Source organism: Peribacillus sp. FSL E2-0159, from assembly GCF_038643155.1.
Classification (GTDB): Bacteria; Bacillota; Bacilli; order Bacillales; family DSM-1321; genus Peribacillus; species Peribacillus simplex.
This window is the reverse complement of sequence record NZ_CP152053.1, coordinates 5,372,197-5,390,127: the sequence shown is the minus strand read 5'-3', so window position 1 is coordinate 5,390,127 and position 17,931 is coordinate 5,372,197. Positions and strand designations below refer to the sequence as shown.

Sequence of the window (17,931 nt, the reverse complement as noted above, 5' to 3'; positions counted from 1 at the left end):
AATGTAGAGAAATCAACTAAGTTCATAGGTTTTATTGGATAAAAGAGGTGAGGATTAATGATTACATTGACGAAAGTCAGTAAGCTGTTCCGTACAGGAAAAGGAAACAGTGAGACGATAAAGGCTGTAAATAATGTGAATGTTGAAATAAATAAAGGCGAGATTTTCGGTATCATCGGATACAGTGGAGCGGGGAAGAGTACTTTGATCAGAATGCTCAATGGATTGGAAACACCTACAGAGGGATCCGTTGTGGTAGCTGAAAAGGAAATTTCAAAAATTAAAGGGGCTCAGCTCCGTAAGGCCCGTCAAGAAATCAGCATGATTTTCCAACATTTCAATCTATTATGGTCAAGGACCGTTCAGGAGAATATAGCTTTCCCATTGGAAATTGCGGGAGTTTCTAAAACTGAACGAACCAAGCGTGTGAACGAATTGATCAAGTTGGTCGGACTGGAAGGCAGGGAAAAGGCCTATCCTTCACAATTAAGCGGAGGGCAGAAGCAAAGGGTGGGAATAGCCAGGGCTCTGGCAAATGACCCTAAAGTGCTGCTTTGTGATGAAGCGACTTCTGCGTTGGATCCACAGACTACCGACTCAATACTCGAATTGCTTGTTGACATCAATCAGCGATTGGGATTGACGATCGTTTTGATAACACATGAAATGCATGTAATACGTAAAATCTGTCATCGCGTCGCCGTGATGGAAAGCGGGCAAGTTGTTGAACAGGGTCCTGTTCTGGATGTTTTCAAGAATCCTAAAGAACAGATGACGAAGCGTTTCGTGCAACAGGTAACGGAACCAGAAGAAACGAAAGAAACGATGGACCATTTGCTCGAACGCTATCCTGCAGGCAAAGTGATTCAATTGACCTTTGTAGGTGATCATGCAGAAAGCCCGTTGATCACCAAGCTTGTACGTAACTTCGAGTTGGATGTCAATATCGTTCAAGGTAAGATTTCCCAAACAAGAAGCGGTTCATATGGAACATTGTTTATCCATCTTGATGGCACAGAGGATGAAATGCTCCGCGCAATCGAATTCATTAAAGCACAGCAGGTAGGCGTGGAGGTGATTACTCATGCTTGAAGAATTATTGCCGAATATTGATTGGGAAGACATTATTGAAGCAACGAAAGAAACGCTTTACATGACAAGCGTCTCTGTAGTAGCAACCTTTTTTATAGGCATAATATTAGGATTGGTCCTCTTCCTGACAGCGAAGGGTAATATGTGGGAAAACCGGGCAGTCAACGGGATCATGAGTGCTGTCGTTAATATATTCCGTTCCATTCCATTTCTTATTTTGATCGTGCTGCTCATTCCTTTCACTAAAGCGCTTGTCGGTTCCATGATCGGAGAGAACGCTGCACTCCCGGCACTTATTATCGGTGCGGCCCCATTTTATGCGCGTATGGTTGAAATCGGCCTTCGTGAAATCGATAAAGGTGTAATTGAAGCCGCTAAATCGATGGGGGCAAAAACGAGCACGATCATTTGGAAGGTCCTTCTTCCAGAGTCGATGCCTGCCCTTATTTCCGGGATTACGGTAACATCGATTGCATTGGTTGGATATACCGCAATGGCCGGGGTCATCGGCGCAGGCGGGCTTGGTAATCTAGCCTATTTGGACGGCTATCAAAGAAATCACAATGACGTTACGCTTGTAGCGACTATCGTTATTCTAATTATCGTCTTCATAATTCAAATTATCGGAGATGTGATTACATCTAAATTGGACAAAAGATAAAGGGAGATGAATAGGATGAAAAAGTTTTTAGGATTTGCGTTAATTTTAGTGTTATCTATCGCTTTGGCTGCTTGTGGAAGTGAAAAGGATAAAAGCGGCAGCGATACGGAAAAAGAATCGAAGAAATTAGTTGTAGGGGCATCCAATGTTCCGCATGCTGAAATCCTTGAGAAAGCTAAGCCGCTTCTTAAAGAAAAAGGAATCGAATTGGAAATCGAAACATTCCAGGACTATGTTTTACCGAATAAGGCGTTGAATGATAAGGAATTGGATGCAAACTACTTTCAACACATTCCATATTTAGAGGGGCAAATTAAAGAAAATGGATATGACTTCGTTAATGCTGGCGGAATTCATATCGAGCCGATTGCTCTATATTCACAAAAATATAAAAGCATTGATAAACTTCCGGAAGGCGCAACAATTATTATGAGCAGCTCTGTTGCTGACCACGGACGTGCGTTATCTCTATTAGAAAAAAATGGCCTGATTACATTAAAAGAAGGCATCGATAAAACGACAGCTACAACTAAAGACATCGTTGAAAATAAGAAAAACCTTAAATTCGATGCTGACTATGAAGCGGCCCTGCTTCCTAAAATTTATGAGAGCGGCGAAGGCGATGCTGTCCTGATCAACTCCAACTATGCAATTGACGCAGGTTTGAATCCGCTTGAAGATTCGATTGCGATTGAAGACTCTGAATCACCATATGTTAACGTTATTGCTGTTAACAAAGGTGATGAAAATAAAGAAGCAATCAAAACGCTAGTAGAAGTATTACATTCTAAAGAAATTCAAGATTTCATCCTTAAAGAATACAAAGGTGCAGTTGTACCGGCAGATAAATAATTCAAGAATGGCGACCTGATTTAATTCAGGCCGCAGTTTGTAAACAAAAAGGTTCCGGAATGTTCTCATTCCGGAACCTTTTTGATTTTTTATTGGATTTGAAGCAGTTAAAGCGATTTGTACTCACGATAGCCCTCTTTATTTGTTGTTGAGTGCCGATGGGCAGAGATAACAACCAAAACGCTTATATTACAAATAGCCATGGTTGCGGAAGAATCTTTCTTTTTCGAGGACTATACAGAGTAAAGCTGGTGTTTTGTTAGTTGCATCTGCGTCAACCAGCTTCAGGTTTTCTAACTTTCTTAATCACTTGTTCAACCAGATGCTCTTAAGAAACGACTATCATGAGTATTTCTGGGTGTTACCATCGTCCTCAACACAAATCCGTTACGGTCTGTCGCCGCATAAATGAATAGGCAAACTGTTTTGTTCGTTCAGCTTTTACATAATGCGTCGCTCATAATTTTTTCCGAACTTAGAAAAGTGAGGCACTTTATCATGGAAACCTTAACCGGCATGGAACGAATAAAGACTGTAGGTGAAAGTGATTCTATCTGATTGTTTAGTCTTAGTGAAGTGGAAAGTAACGTTCAAATTTTGAAAACCTAAAAACTAAAAAACTGTAGACAAACTCATTGATCATCCAGTTTGTTTACAGTCTGCGGCCTAATTTAATTCATTTCATGTTTAATCATGAAAGTGAAGGGTATAGAAATAATGAAGGCAATAAATTGATACACAAATTTGAAAGGATGGTTCACTATCAATACTCTAGATTTAAATGTAACAAGCGAAATGGAAAAGGCGATGCAGTCTTCACATGGGATTGGCTACAGTGAGTACAGTAGAAACTTAGACCTCCGTATCGAGGTTGAGAAAGAACGGGATAGGGAACATGTAAAGTGCAACAAAATGGTCCAGGACCTACAACGCAAAATTCACGGCTAAGCATATAAAAGAGTTCTTTAAAAGATCGGTCTGTAGAGGTAAAATGGAAAGTGGTCCATAAAATAAGGGTTTCCTTATTGGATAAACTTACATAATGCCTGACAGTCCGATTTTTTTCTTTTTCAAGCGGAACGTTCATACCTTGCAATCGAATTCTTCGAACATATATTAATAAGGACAGAGATTTGCTGAATAATAAGATAATTTTAACAAAAGATAAAATAAGTATGAATATGCAGTAAATCGGCTATATCTGTTAGTATTGTAAGAATAGGATAGGTTTTTAACATGGAAGAAGTGGAAACCCCTATCTATTTAGTTGATTCTAAATTGGATTTGTTATAAAATTGGAATGAGAATAAAGTGAGAATGCTTTTACGTAAATTATAGTTAAGAAAGTAATCTTTACTTTCTGGTAATAAAATTGGAATTAGTTCACGGAGGTATTATTATGTCAGCTTCTACATTAACGGTTAAAGATCTTCACGTATCAATTGAAGGTAAAGAGATTTTAAAAGGGGTAAACCTTGAAGTCAAAGGTGGAGAAATCCATGCGATCATGGGACCAAATGGAACTGGTAAATCCACTTTATCATCAGCAATCATGGGTCACCCTAAATATGAAGTAACTAGCGGAAGCATCACATTCGATGGTGAAGATGTATTGGAAATGGAAGTAGACGAGCGCGCTCGTGTCGGTCTATTCCTAGCTATGCAATATCCAAGTGAAATCAGCGGTGTTACAAATGCTGACTTCTTACGTTCTTCCATTAACGCACGCCGTGAAGAAGGCGATGAAATTTCATTGATGAAATTCATTCGTCAAATGGACCAAAAAATGGAATTTCTTGAAATGGATGAAGATATGGCGCAACGCTATTTGAATGAAGGTTTCTCAGGCGGAGAGAAAAAACGTAACGAGATTCTTCAATTAATGATGATCCAACCTAAAATTGCAATCTTGGATGAGATTGATTCAGGTCTAGATATCGATGCACTTAAAGTCGTTTCAAAAGGAATCAACGAAATGCGCGGAGAAGACTTTGGATGCTTGATCATCACTCACTACCAACGTCTATTAAATTACATCACTCCTGATTTTGTACATGTTATGATGCAAGGACGTGTCGTAAAATCAGGCGGTCCTGAACTTGCTGCCCGCTTGGAAGCGGAAGGTTATGACTGGATTAAACAAGAATTGGGCATTGAAGACGAAACTGTTGGCGAAGAAGCGTAAGTAGGAGGATTTGCAATGACTACAGAAACGAAATTACCGTTTGAACAAGAGGATATAAGCTCCTATTCAACTAAAAATAATGATCCAGCTTGGCTATCCGAGCTTCGGATTCAAGCGTTTTCTGAATTAGAAAAGCTTCCGATGCCAAAGCCGGATAAAACGAAAATCGATAAATGGAATTTCACTTCTTTCCAGACTCATACGGTTGACAGTGAAGCTTTTGCCTCTTTAGAGGAGCTTCCGGAAGAAATTAAATCCATCATTGAAGAAAATGAAAACTTATACATTCAACGCAATAATACGCCGGCACATATCAATCTGTCAGCAAATGTGAAAGAACAAGGCGTCATTTTTACGGATATTTTTACAGCGGCTCGTGACCATGCTGAGCTCGTGCAAAAATATTTCATGAAAGACGGCGTTAAAATAGATGAACACCGTTTAACAGCACTTCATGCTGCATTAGTTAATGGGGGAGCATTCCTTTATGTTCCGAAAAATGTAGAAATCAAAGAGCCGATTCAATCGGTATTCCTGTTGGATAATCCAGATACTACACTTTTCAACCATGTTTTGATCGTAGCGGAAGATAATAGCTCTGTCACATATGTAGAGAACTACTTCTCAACCGTTGAGTCTAACGAAGGGATTGCCAACATCGTAACGGAAGTATTTGCAAATGCGAATGCCAAAGTCGAATACGGAGCGGTCGATACCCTTTCAAAAGGCTTCACGACATACGTTAACCGCCGTGGAGTAGCAGGGCGTGACGCTCGTATTGAGTGGGCACTTGGCCTGATGAACGATGGAAATACGATTTCAGATAATACAACATATCTGATGGGCGATGGATCACACGGTGATACTAAATCCGTTGTAGTTGGACGCGGGGAACAAAAACAGAACTTTACGACAGCCATCATTCATTTTGGCAAACGCTCTGAGGGCTATATCCTTAAGCACGGTGTCATGAAAGACGCCGCATCCTCCATTTTCAATGGAATTGGGAAAATAGAGTATGGTGCTACAAAGGCCAATGCCGAGCAAGAATCACGCGTATTGATGTTAAGTGAAAAAGCACGCGGAGACGCCAATCCAATCCTCTTGATTGAGGAAGATGATGTAACGGCTGGTCATGCTGCTTCCGTCGGTCGTGTTGACCCGCTTCAACTGTATTATTTAATGAGCCGTGGTATTACAAAGAAAGAAGCAGAAAGACTTGTCATTCACGGATTCTTGGCCCCTGTTGTTAACCAGCTTCCAATTGAGGGAGTTAAAAAACAATTAGTAGCGGTCATTGAAAGGAAAGTACAGTAATGAACCCATACGAAATTCGTAAGCTTTTTCCAATATTAGATCAAGAAGTCAATGGTCAGCCATTAGTTTATTTAGATAGTGCTGCAACCTCTCAAAAACCGGCTGCAGTGATTGAAGCGATTGAGCAATATTACCGCGGATACAACTCGAATGTTCACCGCGGGGTGCATACACTAGGAACAAAAGCTACGGATGCGTATGAAGGTGCACGTGAAAAGGTACGTAAATTCATTAATGCTTCTTCTACAGAAGAAATCATCTTCACTAGAGGCACGACGACTTCTTTAAATACTGTAGCAAGAAGTTACGGTGGAGCAAATGTTAAAGAGGGTGACGAAATCGTCATCTCTTACATGGAGCATCACAGTAATATCATTCCGTGGCAGCAGCTTGCCAAAGAAAAAGGCGCTGTACTGAAATATATTCCACTTCAAGAGGATGGAACGATTTCCGTTGATGATGCGAGGGCTACAATTACGGATGCAACGAAAATCGTTTCCATCATGCAGGTTTCGAATGTACTTGGTGTTATCAATCCTGTGAAGGAAATCGCAAAAATTGCCCATGAACACAATGCTGTAATGGTAGTGGACGGGGCACAAAGCACGCCGCATCTAAAAGTGGATGTCCGTGATTTGGATTGTGATTTCTTTGCCTTCTCAGGTCATAAAATGGTCGGTCCAACAGGTATCGGCGTATTATATGGCAAGAAAGAGCTTCTGGAAAAAATGGAGCCGATTGAATTCGGCGGAGAGATGATTGATTTTGTAGGTTTGTATGAGTCTACATGGAAAGAACTCCCGTGGAAATTCGAAGGCGGTACCCCGATCATTGCCGGAGCCATCGGCATTGGGGCTGCAATTGATTTCTTGGAAGAAATCGGTTTGGATAATATTGAACGGCATGAACATAAACTCGCCGCTTATGCAATGGAGAAAATGTCAGCAGTTGAAGGGCTGACCATATACGGTCCTAAAGATGCAGAAAAGCGTGCGGGTGTAGTAACCTTTAATATTAATGATGTACATCCACATGATGTCGCTACCGTTCTTGATGCAGATGGAATTGCTGTCCGTGCCGGTCATCATTGCGCACAGCCATTAATGAAGTGGCTTGACGTTTCATCGACAGCAAGAGCAAGTTTCTATCTATATAACACGGAAGAAGATATTGATAAGCTTGTGTCCGGGCTTGTTAAAACGAAGGAGTATTTCAGTAATGTCTTTTGATAACCTAGATACACTTTACCGTCAAGTCATTATGGATCACTATAAGAAACCACGTAATAAGGGCATGCTAGAAGATGGAAGCATGACGATCGATATGAATAATCCAACTTGCGGCGATCGGATTCGTTTAACGATGAAGATTGAAGATGGCAAGGTCAGCGATGTTAAATTCGATGGTGATGGATGTTCGATATCCATGAGTTCGGCTTCCATGATGACTCAAGCCATTAAGGGCAAAGACGTTGATACTGCTCTAGCGATGTCCGAGACTTTTTCCTTAATGATTCAGGGAAAAGAATACGACGATGAGATGGACCTTGGGGATATTGAAGCCCTTCAAGGTGTTTCTAAATTCCCAGCCCGAATCAAGTGTGCGACCCTAGCTTGGAAAGCCATGGAAAAGGGATTGAAGGAATAATTAAATTAAAATGAGCTGTTGTAATTCAGCCATTTGAAATGGAGGAATACGAGCTATGGCAAAGAAAATGCCTGAAATCGGCGATTATAAATATGGCTTTGCGGATAAAGATGTTTCCATCTTCCGTTCAAAGCGTGGTCTGACAAAAGAAATCGTGGAAGAAATTTCTCGAATGAAGGATGAACCGCAATGGATGCTTGATTTCCGTTTGAAATCATTGGAGCATTTTTACAACATGCCAATGCCTCAATGGGGCGGCGACATGCAGAGTCTGAACTTTGATGAAATCACATACTATGTGAAGCCATCAGAGAAATCAGAGAAGTCTTGGGATGAGGTTCCTGATGAAATCAAACAGACTTTTGATAAATTGGGGATTCCTGAAGCCGAACAGAAATATCTTGCTGGTGTATCTGCTCAATATGAATCAGAAGTGGTATACCACAGCATGAAAGTGGAATTGGAAGATTTGGGTATCGTGTTTAAAGATACGGACTCAGCACTTCGTGAAAATGAAGATATCTTCCGTGAGCATTTTGGAAAAACGATCCCGCCCACTGACAATAAATTCTCTGCATTGAATTCGGCAGTTTGGTCAGGTGGATCTTTCATCTATGTACCAAAAGGCGTTAAAGTGGATACTCCGCTTCAAGCTTATTTCCGGATCAACTCTGAAAACATGGGCCAATTCGAACGTACGCTAATCATTGTTGATGAAGGCGCATCCGTTCACTATGTAGAAGGTTGTACAGCTCCTGTTTATACAACTAACTCCCTTCATAGTGCGGTTGTTGAAATCGTCATCAAGAAAGATGCCTACTGCCGTTACACGACGATCCAAAACTGGGCAAACAACGTGTTTAACTTAGTTACGAAACGTGCGGTTTGTGACGCTAACGCAACAATGGAATGGATCGATGGTAACATCGGTTCCAAATTGACAATGAAATATCCAGCTGTCATCTTGAAAGGTGAAGGTGCCCGCGGTATGACATTATCCATTGCCATTGCCGGCAAAGGCCAACACCAAGACGCTGGAGCAAAAATGATTCACCTAGCGCCAAATACATCTTCAACTATCGTATCAAAATCAATTTCTAAGCAGGGCGGTAAAGTAACATACCGTGGTATCGTTCATTTCGGACGTAAAGCGGATGGAGCCCGTTCAAACATTGAATGTGATACATTAATCATGGATAATCAGTCTACATCTGATACAATCCCTTACAATGAAATCTTGAATGATAACATTTCCCTTGAACACGAAGCGAAGGTTTCCAAAGTATCTGAAGAACAATTGTTCTACTTGATGAGCCGCGGAATTTCTGAGCAAGAAGCAACGGAAATGATCGTAATGGGCTTCATCGAACCATTTACAAAAGAACTTCCAATGGAATACGCGGTCGAAATGAACCGTCTGATCAAGTTCGAAATGGAAGGCTCCATCGGATAATAACCGACTGGCCTGCCTGTAAGGCGATTTAGGATAACCATTCATACAAAAGCCTGCCGGGTCTGTCTGGCAGGCTTTTTGTTTTGATATTCGACACCCTTATATCAAAGATTAGATATGGGTTAATATGGGTAAAAAAATAACGGGAAATGAGGCCTGTCCCGAAGGAGTGATGATGCAGATGATTTATGTTGGTGTGACCGGTTGGGGTGATCATGATAGTTTGTATCATGGCGGTGTGTCCCAACGTGATAAACTTAAAGAGTACGGGGCTCATTTTCCCGTTGTGGAAGTGGATGCCTCATTTTATGCAGTCCAGCCAAAGAGGAACAGTGAAAAGTGGGTATCCGAGACGCCAGCATCATTCCAGTTTGTCGTTAAAGCCTATCAGGGGATGACAGGACATCAGCGTGGGGAAATCCCATTTGAAAGTAAGAAGGAAATGTTCAAGGCATTTCGCGACTCTCTGGAAGCATATCAGAAGTCCGGCAAGCTCGCGATGGTCTTGTTTCAGTTTCCGCCATGGTTTGATTGTAAACGTGAAAATGTGAATTACCTGCGATGGTGCAAAGCTGAAATGGGCGATATTCCGGCTGCCATAGAATTTCGGAATCAAAGCTGGTACAGACCCGTCGTGGTCCAGCAAACTTTGGAATTTATCGAAAAGGAAGGCTGGATCCATACTGTATGCGATGAGCCGCAGGCTGGAGAGGGATCCATTCCCGTCGTTCTGCATGCCACCGATAAAGATAAAACCCTGATACGCTTTCATGGCCGTAACCTGCATGGTTGGCAAAGGTCTTCTTCGGGGGATAATTGGCGTGAGGTCAGGTACTTATATAGATATAATCATCAGGAATTGATTGAATGGGTGGAGAAAATCAGGATATTGGAAAAGGAATCCAAGGAGATATATGTCCTGTTCAATAATAACTCAGGCGGAGATGCCGCTGATAATGCCAAACAAATGATTGAGTTGCTTGGTATAGAATATGAAGGACTGGCTCCTAAGCAGCTTGGTTTGTTTTAAAAGGAATTATATAATTAAATAAAGAGATGATGTGACAAGCTAGTAGAGGTAATATCCTCACAAATAGGTAAAGGCGGATTTCTTCATGGTATGGTTAGTATTAGTGGGTATTGGATTATTAGCGGGCTCCATTGGCGCTCTTGTAGGTCTGGGGGGCGGCATCATCATTGTGCCTTCTCTTTTATATTTAGGTACATCTACAAATATTATCGATGAGCTGACTCCTCAGGTCGCTGTAGGTGTTTCAACCGTAATCATGATTTTTACCGGCTTATCTTCCACCTTATCTTATTTAAAACATAAAGTGGTGGATTATAAAGCCGGCTTAATCTTTTTTATTGGCAGTGCACCTGGTGGAATTATAGGGGCCTATGTGAATAAAAGCCTTAACGCCGAAGCTTTTTCATTGTACTTTGGAATTTTCATGGTTTTCATGGCTATCGTATTATTAGTGAAAAATCGTTTGAAGCCAATGCTTTTCAAGCCTGGAAAAGGGAAAATAGTTAAGACGTATAAAAATGAAAATGGACATTCATTTTCTTATGGTTACCACCCCCTGTTAGCTGTATTGATTTCTTTTGTCGTGGGATTCAGCTCCGGGTTATTTGGAATTGGCGGTGGAGCCCTAATGGTTCCCGTCATGATGCTTCTTTTCTTCTTTCCTCCGCATATGGCTGTAGCGACTTCGATGTTCATGGTATTTCTATCTTCCATCACTAATTCGATTACACATATTTCCCTTGGAAATGTAAATTGGCCATATGCTTTTGCCCTGATTCCGGGTGCATGGTTCGGTGCTAAATTGGGGGCACTCATCAATACGCGCCTAAAGAGTGCTTCGCTGGAAAATATGTTGAAAATAGTGCTGATAATCATTGGTTTACGACTTATATACCAAGGTATTACAGGATAAACGAGGAGGAGAAATGATGTCAGAAATCATTCATTTATATCACACCAATGATCTCCATAGTCATTTTGAGAATTGGCCTCGTATTGATAAGTTTCTTAAAGAAAGAAGACAACTTCATCAAGAAACGGGAGAAGAAGCGATCATACTTGATATAGGCGATCATGTAGATCGCTGGCATCCATATACAGAAGGTACGTTGGGTAAAGGAAATATTGAACTGCTGAATGAAGCGGGCTACCAATATGTGACCATCGGCAATAATGAAGGGATCACTTTACCTCATGATGCGTTAGACTCCTTATATGATCATGCAAAGTTCAAGGTCTTGGCTGCCAATATATATTACGGTGATAATGAAAGGCCGGAATGGGCGCTGCCATATTGGATACATACAACGGTAAAAGGCACCAAGATTGCCATGATAGGTTTGACAGCCTTTTTTCAAAAGTTTTATTCTGCGATGGGCTGGGAAATAACAGAACCATTCGTGGAGTTAAAGGCACAGCTCGAAAGGGTCAAAACAGAGGCGGATGTAATCATCATCCTTTCCCATTTGGGCATCCATGATGATGAGAGGATAGCAGAGGACTTTCCGGAGGTTGACATCATACTTGGCGCGCATACACACCACATCCTCCACCAGGGTAAATTGATCAATGATACACTCCTTTGCGGTGCAGGGAAATATGGTTTCTTTGTTGGACAGGTGGAAATGACCGTCAATCAGGAAAAGAAAATTAGCCAGAAGAGTGCCATTCTTTATGATACCAATGACTTTTTGGAATTGGAGAATGAACGGGCATGGATTGAAGAGATATACCAGGCCGGAGGGGAAACGCTAAAACAGGTTGCAGTGGACTTACCAAAAGCATTGGTTAATGATTGGTTCAAAGGAAGTCCATTGACGGAAATCCTTGGGGAGGCTCTAAGGGAGTGGAGTCAGGCGGATTGTTCCTTTTTGAATGCCGGTCTTCTGCTCGAAGGGCTGCCGAAGGGACCTGTCACAAAAGGGGATATTCACAGAATCTGTCCACATCCCATCAATCCTTGTGTCGTTGAAGTTAATGGGAATGAATTAAAAGAAATCTTAATGCAATCGAGAAATGAGGAGTGGCCCCATATTCAGGTGAAAGGTTTCGGTTTCCGCGGGAAAATCATGGGAGCCATGCATTATGATCAAATTGAATTTAACGAAATGGAGAATGGAATCGTAAAAGGTATACTTATAAAAGGAGAGAAACTGCAGACGGATAAGACCTATAAACTGGCAATACCTGATATGTTCACGTTTGGGCACTTCTTTCCTAGTATTCAGCGCTCCAATCGCAAGAATTACCTATTACCGGAATTCTTACGGGATATCCTTTTATGGAAGCTGAAAAAAATATACACAAACGCCTAACGCTAAATCACGGTTTCACCCTTTTTTTCATAAAGTATGGGGAAGAAAGGGGCGAAACCCATTGATTAACATGATACCAATAATTCTTGATAATCATACATTCCTAGCCATTTCTGTCCGACTCCCCAAAACGAATTTACTTGCTGTCACGTCCGAAAAAGGGTATATAATGTGCGGTGCGTTAGATGTTGGACTGCTGAATGATAAATTGAAAGATCGTAAAATCCTTGCAGGGAGGGCTACAGGAGTTCAATCGATTGAAGAGCTATTGGAAGCGCCGCTTGAGTCAGTCACCTGGGAGGCTGTGGAAAAGGGAATTCATCCAGGAATGATTGGTAAAGAGGCATTAATCAAAATGATTTGAAAAGGTGGGCTTTCTTTTTTCCAGAAGGGGGCCTTATTTTTTTTTGGCAAAGAAAATGCTGATATTTTTTCAATAAATATGTTCAAACAGATTCATTTATAAAGATATTTTCCGATAATCCTTATAAAGGAAGGAGCGGTTTGACTTACAAATATTGAATGGGGAAAACAAGTATGAGGCTAGCTATTACAAAGTCCCTAAGCCCTGGAGCAAGGCTCGGTAAAAACATCTATAATGAGCGTGGCCATATCTTATTATGCGAGGGTCTTACATTAACGCAGAAAATGATCAATCGACTGGTGTCCCTTAATATTCCCTTTGTTTACATTCAGGATTCCAGGACGGATGACATTATTCCAATGCCCCCAGTGTCCGGGAAACTAAGAAGAGAAGCCATTAATATGATTGAAACCACTTTCCTGGACATGAAAAACAAAATGAACCTTGATGGATCATTCACGAAAGAACAGGCTAACGTCAAGTTCACTCAAATAGTCCGAAATATCATGGACGAACTGAAAAGAAATAAAGAGTTAATGACTTTATTGGCCGACGTTTATACATACGATGACTATATCTTTACTCATTCCTTCAATGTGACCTTATATACCCTGGCAATCGGGATGGAATTGAATATCAATAATAAAAACCTCGAAATTCTTGGGCTGGGAGCGATTTTACATGATGTCGCAAAATGCTCGTGCCTTTGGAAATCCTCCGAAAACCCGGTAAGCTGACTGAAAAGGAGTTTGAACAAATCCAAAAACATGCGGATTATGGATTTCATCTAATCAAAAATGTTCATACCGTTTCACTTTTAGTTACGAATTGTGCCTATCAGCATCATGAAAGGTTAGATGGATCTGGATATCCCCGGGGGATAAAAGGGGATGAAATCCATTATTTCGGCAAGATCATTGCTGTTGCCGATGTGTTTGATGCCGTGACTTCCAACCGGGTTTACCGTAAGGCCATGCTGCCGCATCAGGGATTGGAAGTCCTTTATGCCGGCGTCGGGAAAAAGTTCGACAATACGATCATCGAGGCTTTCCGCCGGGCGGTTGCCATTTATCCAAATGGTCTATCCGTCGAATAGAATGATGGGAGAAAAGGGGTAGTATCCGCTCAAAATGAGGGGATAGGAGACCGCCCCATGATAAGGATACTTGAAGAATATGGGGAGCAGATAAAAGAGCCTTATGAAGTGGACTTGAATAAAAACATGCATTTGCTAATCATGAAATGTCTCAATATACAAGAACCAGCCTAACCTCAAGGATAAGCTGGTTTTTTCATTCCTTGTTTTCCTTCATGATGGCAGGTGCCACCGAACCGTTTCCGTTACTAAAATAACTTGGAACATCACCTTCGATCAGCAGGCTTCCGACTGTCACTTCCTGACTCACCTTGGTCTCCTTTGTGAAAGAGGGGATGACGATTTGAATATTGACATCAAAATCCACAATCAATTCATAATAAACATTATTGATGCCCGCGTTTGTCAGTTTTGTCCTCAAATCCGATTCAACATTTCCGATGACTGACATTTTCACCGGGATTTCAGGTCCGAAATTGGAAAGGAGGTTATTCCCGGTCACGACACCAAATGGTATATAATAGACCACACTATTATATTGTTCATCATTTATTTTGGCTGAACCTGTTTTAAAAGGATTTCCCTGTTTGATGCCAAGCTTCTTTTGAATATCCTTCGTAATGTTAGCCCGCAATTCACTGTATATGACCGGATTGAAGCTATAGGAAGAACTGGAGTCCTTACCACCTTTGTTGTTGGTGATGATTTTGTTCATATCGACCTTCGCTATATTCTCATCAACCGATTCATGAATCGTTTCCGTTGCAATCCGTTTGATTTCATATTCGGCTACACTCATGATCACGGGTTCGATTGATTTGTCCACGTACCAAAGAGTCATGATGCTTGATATAATAAACAGGATAAATGAATAGAGAAATACTTTTTGGGTGGGAAGAGGCCCCTTTTTTTTGAATTTCTTCGGTCGAAATCTTTTTCGGAACACGCTTTAGCCCCCTTTACTAATACCTATGCATTAAGTTCAGGGGTTTATGTTCGAATCAAAAAAAAGCAGCGTAAAATTCACGCCGCTCACTTTTGCCTTTTAGCCAGGTCTTTCCTTTCCCATAATCTTAAATAGGGGTAAGGGTCAAAGCTCCATTCTGTGATTCCGTTGTCTTTGTACATTCCGTAATGAAGATGCGGAGGGAATTTTCCGGAAGTTCCTGGAGGACCGTAACCTGTACTGCCAACACCTCCGATGACTTGTCCGGGCTCGACAATTTGTCCGACTTTCAACCCTTTGGCAAAGCCGCTTAAATGGGCAAAGTAATGATAGGTATTATTTAAATCCCGTATTCCAATCCGCCAACCGCCAAATTTATTCCAGCCTTTCATTTCAATGATTCCATAGCTCGTGGAACGAACGGGAAGGCTATAATCCGCAAAAATATCAGTGCCCTCATGGATTCTCCTTCCGCCCCATCCACGAGCGCTTCCCCATGTATTTAAATACGTATAGTGGGTCCGTACTGGAACCGGGAAGGCCTTTTCCTGTAAATCCAGCCGGCCATATTTCTTATAAATCTCGGCATTGCCGATAATGATGCTGACGGCTTTATCTCGTTTATAATAATCCCACAAGCCGATCCGGATATTATCTTCATCTGCACCATAAGATTGGAGATGCTTCGAAAAAGCATACAATCGATCGGTATCATTAGTGATATCAGCTTTTCCATCACCATTGCCATCCTGGCCCAATCCATCAAAAAAGGTGATCGTGAGCGGGTTCACGTCGTTTAAGTCAGGATTGAGAGCCCCGCTCCACTTTGAAGGCTCGATGTGGATGCCTATTAAACCCTTTGTCGGCTCTAAATCCCTTCGTGCAGCCCTGAGGCTGTGCTCATATTGATCAGCTCCAGCAAGATAATACCACGGGATTTGGAGGGTAGCCTCCATATTTTTATATAGCGCCATTCTCCCGGCATAAGCATCTGGGGTATCGGCAGCATTGGCCACTTGGCCTGGTGCATTCAAAAAAAACAAACAAGTTATGGTAAGAAGGAATAATTTTTTCAACGGGGGCAGGCTCCTTTCATGACATTTTCCATAATTAAAAGACATCAGTCCATCCATCTTTTATAGTTTTGCTGATTTAGCTATAAACATGAAAAATAAATAATGGGAAACCAACTATAACTTGTATAAATGCTTTTTTATTGTTAAAGTAGGGTGTGTTAATTTCTATAGAATGGAGTGGCATTTTCATGTCTTCTACAAATAAAGAAATTCTTCGTAAACCAGATTGGTTGAAAATAAAGCTTAATACTAACGAAAATTACCTCGGTTTAAAAAATATGATGCGCGAGAAAAATCTTCATACTGTCTGTGAAGAGGCAAAATGTCCGAATATTCACGAATGCTGGGCAGTGAGAAGAACGGCTACTTTCATGATCTTAGGTGAAATCTGTACAAGGGCTTGCCGTTTTTGTGCTGTTACAACCGGACGTCCGAACGAATTGGACTGGGCTGAACCGGAGCGTGTTGCCGATTCCGTTGTTTTGATGAATTTAAAGCATGTCGTCATTACAGCTGTTGCCCGTGATGATTTAAAGGATGGAGGCGCTGAAGTTTTCGCTGAAACGGTCCGTGCCATCCGACGCAAAAATCCATTTACATCAATTGAAGTATTACCGTCTGATATGGGCGGGGTGTTTGAAAATATCAAGACTTTGATGGATGCTAAACCAGATATCCTGAACCATAATATAGAGACTGTCAGAAGTTTATCCGACCGTGTACGGGCTCAGGCCAAGTACGAGCGTTCATTGGAGCTATTAAGAAGAGCCAAGGAACTGTATCCGGAAATCCCGACAAAGTCCAGTTTAATGGTAGGTCTGGGTGAAACGCGTGAGGAAATCCTCGAGACGATGGATGACCTACGGGCTAATAATGTGGATATCATGACGATCGGCCAGTATTTGCAGCCGACTAAAAAGCATTTAAAGGTGCTGAAATACTACACGCCTGAGGAATTTGCTGAACTGAAAGAGCGTGCATTGGAAAAAGGTTTCAGCCATTGTGAATCCGGTCCGCTTGTCCGTTCTTCCTACCATGCGGACGAACAGGTTAATTCTGCCGCAAAACATAAGCAAAACAAAGGTGAAGAATTATTGAAATAGAGTGAAATAAAGGACCGAAAAAATTCGGTCCTTTTTTATTCAGCGGTTATCCATTTTTTGATGGATGTTATCGTGATGATCTCTCTTATCGTTAACCATTTCTCCGTTTTCATTTTCTTCGTCACTCATTTTGTATCCTTGAGGCGATTTCAGCATTCTTTTGATGGTTTGTTCGATCGTATAGTCGATCCCTTTGCTGCCGGATTTCAATGTAGAGAAATTCTCGACATCTTGGGCAAGGGCTTGATAATCATCACTGACGTAGACATGATAGTAGCGAGGTACGATGGACATGGCAGTACGTTTAACTTGGTCTGCGGTTTCCGTCCGATCTTTGGTATTGGTATCATATACGACAAGCACTTCCTCATCAGTAACGAGGGTAGCTGCATCATTGACATTTGGAATCTGAACACTCAGTTTAGAAATGACATCAGAAAGTTGTTCACGGTCAATGGAAGCAGCTTTATTGGAAATGTTACGGCCGTCAATGGTTGCACTATTGGTGCGGGTAAAACCGAAATCATCACTTTTATTGTCATTATTACGATAATCCTCGTCATAATATTGAGTTGGATTATTTACGTTTGTTGGGTTACCGGCATTGTTTTTTGCACCGAGCCCCTGATCTTTTTCTTTGTCAGCACATCCGGTTAGTGCAATAATCGAGCTTAAACCTATCGTTATTATCGTTTTTTTCATCAATAACACCCCCGTAACTTTAGGATGAACATATTTCTCTATTTTTCGCTTAGTAATTGATGGGGAATCAGTTATAATTTAAAGAAGGAATG

18 protein-coding genes are annotated in these 17,931 nt (G+C 41.3%); 15 read left to right on the top strand and 3 right to left on the bottom strand.

Annotation, left to right across the window (positions count from 1 at the left end; genetic code table 11):
• The first annotated feature begins 57 nt into the window (after positions 1-57).
• The 14 genes from NYE63_RS26440 to NYE63_RS26375 all read left to right on the top strand — a co-directional run bounded on the left by NYE63_RS26440 (position 58) and on the right by NYE63_RS26375 (position 14,012).
• Positions 58-1,092: a methionine ABC transporter ATP-binding protein gene (locus NYE63_RS26440; protein WP_342603392.1), complete on the top strand. Its 1,035-nt coding sequence runs from the start codon at positions 58-60 to the stop codon at positions 1,090-1,092.
• A complete protein-coding gene (locus NYE63_RS26435; protein WP_342603391.1) occupies positions 1,085-1,753 on the top strand; it encodes a methionine ABC transporter permease in 669 nt (222 codons plus the stop codon). The genes NYE63_RS26440 and NYE63_RS26435 overlap by 8 nt, the downstream gene beginning before the upstream one ends.
• Before the next feature lie 15 nt (positions 1,754-1,768).
• The gene (locus NYE63_RS26430) at positions 1,769-2,605 is read left to right on the top strand and encodes a MetQ/NlpA family ABC transporter substrate-binding protein (protein ID WP_342603390.1); all 837 of its coding nucleotides are present in this window, start codon (positions 1,769-1,771) and stop codon (positions 2,603-2,605) included.
• A gap of 1,399 nt (positions 2,606-4,004) precedes the next feature.
• Positions 4,005-4,790: a Fe-S cluster assembly ATPase SufC gene (sufC, locus tag NYE63_RS26425; RefSeq protein WP_034310141.1), complete on the top strand. Its 786-nt coding sequence runs from the start codon at positions 4,005-4,007 to the stop codon at positions 4,788-4,790.
• A 15-nt stretch (positions 4,791-4,805) separates the two neighbouring features.
• Positions 4,806-6,107, top strand: a complete 1,302-nt coding sequence (sufD, locus tag NYE63_RS26420; protein WP_230159881.1) for a Fe-S cluster assembly protein SufD — start codon at positions 4,806-4,808, stop codon at positions 6,105-6,107.
• Positions 6,107-7,336, top strand: a complete 1,230-nt coding sequence (locus NYE63_RS26415) for a cysteine desulfurase (RefSeq protein WP_063234026.1) — start codon at positions 6,107-6,109, stop codon at positions 7,334-7,336. The genes sufD and NYE63_RS26415 overlap by 1 nt, the downstream gene beginning before the upstream one ends.
• A complete protein-coding gene (sufU, locus tag NYE63_RS26410) occupies positions 7,326-7,754 on the top strand; it encodes a Fe-S cluster assembly sulfur transfer protein SufU (protein WP_034310148.1) in 429 nt (142 codons plus the stop codon). The genes NYE63_RS26415 and sufU overlap by 11 nt, the downstream gene beginning before the upstream one ends.
• 55 nt (positions 7,755-7,809) lie before the next feature.
• Entirely contained in the window at positions 7,810-9,207 is a 1,398-nt protein-coding gene (gene sufB, locus NYE63_RS26405) for a Fe-S cluster assembly protein SufB (RefSeq protein ID WP_144478059.1), read from the top strand.
• 181 nt (positions 9,208-9,388) lie between these two features.
• The gene (locus tag NYE63_RS26400) at positions 9,389-10,237 is read left to right on the top strand and encodes a DUF72 domain-containing protein (protein ID WP_342603389.1); all 849 of its coding nucleotides are present in this window, start codon (positions 9,389-9,391) and stop codon (positions 10,235-10,237) included.
• An 85-nt stretch (positions 10,238-10,322) separates the two neighbouring features.
• Positions 10,323-11,150, top strand: coding sequence for a sulfite exporter TauE/SafE family protein (locus NYE63_RS26395; RefSeq protein ID WP_342603388.1), 828 nt, complete (start codon positions 10,323-10,325; stop codon positions 11,148-11,150).
• Positions 11,151-11,166: 16 nt separating this feature from the next.
• The gene (locus NYE63_RS26390; protein ID WP_342603387.1) at positions 11,167-12,552 is read left to right on the top strand and encodes a bifunctional UDP-sugar hydrolase/5'-nucleotidase; all 1,386 of its coding nucleotides are present in this window, start codon (positions 11,167-11,169) and stop codon (positions 12,550-12,552) included.
• Positions 12,553-12,613: 61 nt separating this feature from the next.
• Positions 12,614-12,916: a DUF1805 domain-containing protein gene (locus NYE63_RS26385; RefSeq protein ID WP_342603386.1), complete on the top strand. Its 303-nt coding sequence runs from the start codon at positions 12,614-12,616 to the stop codon at positions 12,914-12,916.
• A 173-nt stretch (positions 12,917-13,089) separates the two neighbouring features.
• Positions 13,090-13,653, top strand: coding sequence for an HD domain-containing protein (locus NYE63_RS26380; protein WP_342603385.1), 564 nt, complete (start codon positions 13,090-13,092; stop codon positions 13,651-13,653).
• Positions 13,611-14,012: an HD domain-containing phosphohydrolase gene (locus tag NYE63_RS26375; protein WP_342603384.1), complete on the top strand. Its 402-nt coding sequence runs from the start codon at positions 13,611-13,613 to the stop codon at positions 14,010-14,012. The genes NYE63_RS26380 and NYE63_RS26375 overlap by 43 nt, the downstream gene beginning before the upstream one ends.
• 196 nt (positions 14,013-14,208) lie before the next feature.
• On the opposite strand, the gene yunB is transcribed toward NYE63_RS26375, so the two are convergent.
• Positions 14,209-14,958: a sporulation protein YunB gene (gene yunB, locus NYE63_RS26370; RefSeq protein WP_342603383.1), complete on the bottom strand. Its 750-nt coding sequence runs from the start codon at positions 14,956-14,958 to the stop codon at positions 14,209-14,211.
• Between the two features lie 86 nt (positions 14,959-15,044).
• Complete coding sequence (locus NYE63_RS26365; RefSeq protein ID WP_342605875.1) at positions 15,045-15,974, bottom strand: M23 family metallopeptidase; 930 nt, start codon at positions 15,972-15,974, stop codon at positions 15,045-15,047.
• 248 nt (positions 15,975-16,222) lie between these two features.
• Here NYE63_RS26365 and lipA point away from each other — a divergent pair, with 248 nt between their 5' ends.
• Entirely contained in the window at positions 16,223-17,137 is a 915-nt protein-coding gene (gene lipA, locus NYE63_RS26360; protein WP_342603382.1) for a lipoyl synthase, read from the top strand.
• Between the two features lie 39 nt (positions 17,138-17,176).
• Here lipA and NYE63_RS26355 read toward each other — a convergent pair whose 3' ends face one another.
• On the bottom strand, positions 17,177-17,839 hold the full coding sequence (locus NYE63_RS26355) for a YhcN/YlaJ family sporulation lipoprotein (RefSeq protein ID WP_251426562.1): 663 nt from the start codon (positions 17,837-17,839) through the stop codon (positions 17,177-17,179).
• Positions 17,840-17,931 lie beyond the last annotated feature (92 nt).